We start from the raw sequence: 2,434 nt of genomic DNA, 5'->3' as shown, positions 1-2,434 counted from the left end.
GCCGCGGCGGAGGTCGAGGCGATCGCGCTCGGCACGCTGCGGGCCCGGCTGGGCTCGCTGCGCGAGGGTACGGCGCTGAGCGACCTCGCCGCCCGGGTGGCCGCGGGCCGGCTGGACCCGTACGCCGCCGCGGACGATCTCATCAAGGATCTCTAGCCGAAGCGGGCGAGCGTCTCCGCGATCAGGCTCTCGTTCCAGTCGAGCCGCCCGCTGCCCAGGTCGTCGATCAGTGCGCGCAGCCACTCCAGCTCGGCGCGCAGCATCGTGGCGCGGTATTCGTCCTCGATCAGGAACAGCCGGGGCAGGCCGGGCGGCGCCTGCCGTTCGAGCTGGGCGAGCTTCTCCGCCTGCACGGCCACCCGGCTCTCCAGCAGCGTGCGCACCTCGGCCGGGTGCAGGATCGGCAGGAACGCCAGCGCGACCGGGAACTCGGGGAACTCCCGGGCCGGGGCCGGCAGCATGGCGGTCAGCCAGCGGCGCAGCGTCGCCGCGCCCGCCTCGGTGATCTCGTAGACCGTGCGTTCCGGGCGTCCCGCCTCGCGCGCGGTGCCGCCGGGCCGGGCCAGCCCGTCCCGGACGAGCCGGTCCAGGGCCTGGTAGACGCTGTTGCGCTGGGCCACGTTGACCAGCTGGTCCTGGCCGCGTTCCTTGATCATCTGCTGCATCCGGTACGGGTGCATGGGCGCCTCGAGCAGCAGCGCCAGCAGCACCATCGCCAGCGTGGACCGGCGCGGCTCCGCAGACGTCATGGCCTCAGCCTAGGGGTTTTCCCAGGGTTGCCTCTCATAGTCATGGGATGGATAGTCATGGAATGACTAAGACAGCTCTCGTGGCGGGTGGCGGCATCGCCGGCACCGTCGCCGCCATCGCCCTGCACGACGCCGGGTTCGCCCCGGTCATCCACGAGGCCCACGACCGCGGGGCCGACGAGCGCGGCTCCTTCCTCACCGTCGCCGTGAACGGGCTGGCCGCCCTGCGCACGCTGGGTCTCGACCCGGGCCGGCTCTTCGCCGCGGGCTTCGCGACGCCGGCCATGGTGCTGCGCAACTCCGCGGGCCGACAGCTCGCCCGGCTGCCCCTCGGCGGGCCGGACGCGGACGGCACGACGACCACGACGATCCGGCGCGCCGACCTCTACCTGGCCCTGCGCGGCGAGGCCGAGCGGCGCGACATCCCGATCCGGTACGGCAAACGGCTCACCGGCCGCACCCGTACGCCGAGCGGGGTGACCGCCCAGTTCGCCGACGGCACCACCGCCGGGGGCGACCTGCTGGTCGGCGCGGACGGTCTGCACTCGCGGACCCGCTCAGCGCTGGACCCGGCGGCGCCCGCACCGCGCTATCTGGGCCTGCTCAATGCGGGCGGCCTCACGACCGGCCCGGTCCCGGCGGACCTGCGCACCGAGCCCGGGGTCATGCAGATGGCCTTCGGGCGGCGGGCGTTCTTCGGCTGGGTCACCGCTCCCGACGACTCGGTGTGGTGGTTCGCCAATCCACCGCGCCGGCGCCCGGTCGAGCCGCAGGAGTTCACCCCGGCCGGCTGGCGGGCCGAGCTGCTGGAGCTGTTCGCCGGGGACGAGGTGCCCGCGGCGGCACTGATCCGGGCCAGCGCGGAGATCGTCGGCCCCTGGAACACCTGGGACCTGCCGCGGGTGCCGGTGTGGCGCGACGACCGCACGATCCTGATCGGCGATGCCGCGCACGCCGTCTCGCCGTCGTCGGGCCAGGGTGCGTCGATGGCGATCGAGGACGCCGTCACCCTCGGGCGCTGCCTGCGGGCCCGTACGGACATCGCCGGGGCCCTGGCCGACTACGAGCAGCTGCGCCGCAAGCGGGTCGAGAAGGTCGTCGCGTACGGGCGGCGCAGCGGCAGCACCAAGACCGCCGGTCCGGTCGGCGCGGCCGTGCGCGACGCTCTGATGCCGCTGGTCATGCGGATGCTGCACCGCAAGGGCGACCCGCAGGCCTGGATCTTCGAGCACCGGATCGGCTGAACTCCTCAGCCCCGCCCCGGTGATGCCGAATGGACGGTTCAGCCGTCCCGTGACCCAGCGGTGACGACCGACGAACGAGGTGACCATGCACCGGCGGAACCCGCGCCCGTGGCGGCGCGCCGACCCGCTGGTCGTGGTGCTGCTCGTGCTGGCGGTGACCGCCGTCGTCGGCTTCGGCGCCCGGCGCACCGGGACCGGACCCCAGGTGGCGATGTTCTGGCTGCTCATGGCCGCGGTGCACGGCTGTTTCGCGGTCCTCTCGGCGCAGGTCGCCCGGGCCGGACCGGCGGTCGCCCGGCGGCTCTGGCTGTCGTTCTCGCTGGCCGGCGCCGCGTTCCTCGTCGGTGACGTGGCTCAGCTGGTGGCGGTGGCCCGTGCCCCGCTGGCCCCCGCGGCCCTCGACGGCCCCGACTTCCAGATCGGCGCGGTCGACCACCGGAT

3 protein-coding genes and 1 pseudogene are annotated in these 2,434 nt (G+C 74.4%); 3 read left to right on the top strand and 1 reads right to left on the bottom strand.

Annotated elements, in window-relative coordinates; genetic code table 11:
• Positions 1-156 (top strand): annotated as a pseudogene (locus tag AB0C29_RS43585) (methylmalonyl Co-A mutase-associated GTPase MeaB); the annotation flags it as partial.
• Here AB0C29_RS43585 and AB0C29_RS43580 read toward each other — a convergent pair.
• Positions 153-749 (bottom strand): helix-turn-helix transcriptional regulator, encoded by a 597-nt coding sequence (locus tag AB0C29_RS43580; protein WP_360550217.1) that lies wholly within the window; start codon positions 747-749, stop codon positions 153-155. The pseudogene AB0C29_RS43585 and the gene AB0C29_RS43580 sit on opposite strands and share 4 nt — an antisense overlap.
• Before the next feature lie 62 nt (positions 750-811).
• Here AB0C29_RS43580 and AB0C29_RS43575 point away from each other — a divergent pair, with 62 nt between their 5' ends.
• Together AB0C29_RS43575 and AB0C29_RS43570 are read left to right on the top strand one after the other, a co-directional pair.
• A complete protein-coding gene (locus AB0C29_RS43575; protein WP_360833560.1) occupies positions 812-1,993 on the top strand; it encodes an FAD-dependent monooxygenase in 1,182 nt (393 codons plus the stop codon).
• 85 nt (positions 1,994-2,078) lie between these two features.
• A partial coding sequence (locus AB0C29_RS43570; protein ID WP_360833558.1) for a hypothetical protein occupies positions 2,079-2,434 on the top strand: 356 nt, incomplete at its 3' end.

It is taken from the genome of Actinoplanes sp. NPDC048791, from assembly GCF_040650095.1.
GTDB lineage: Bacteria > Actinomycetota > Actinomycetes > Mycobacteriales > Micromonosporaceae > Actinoplanes.
This window is presented reverse-complemented; position numbering and strand designations above follow the sequence as displayed.

What these genes read in the sequence shown, in the direction of transcription:
- AB0C29_RS43580 (WP_360550217.1), bottom strand. Translation starts at nt 749, where the DNA reads ATGACGTCTGCGGAGCCGCGCCGGTCCACGCTGGCGATGGTGCTGCTG.
- AB0C29_RS43575 (WP_360833560.1), top strand. Translation starts at nt 812, where the DNA reads ATGACTAAGACAGCTCTCGTGGCGGGTGGCGGCATCGCCGGCACCGTC.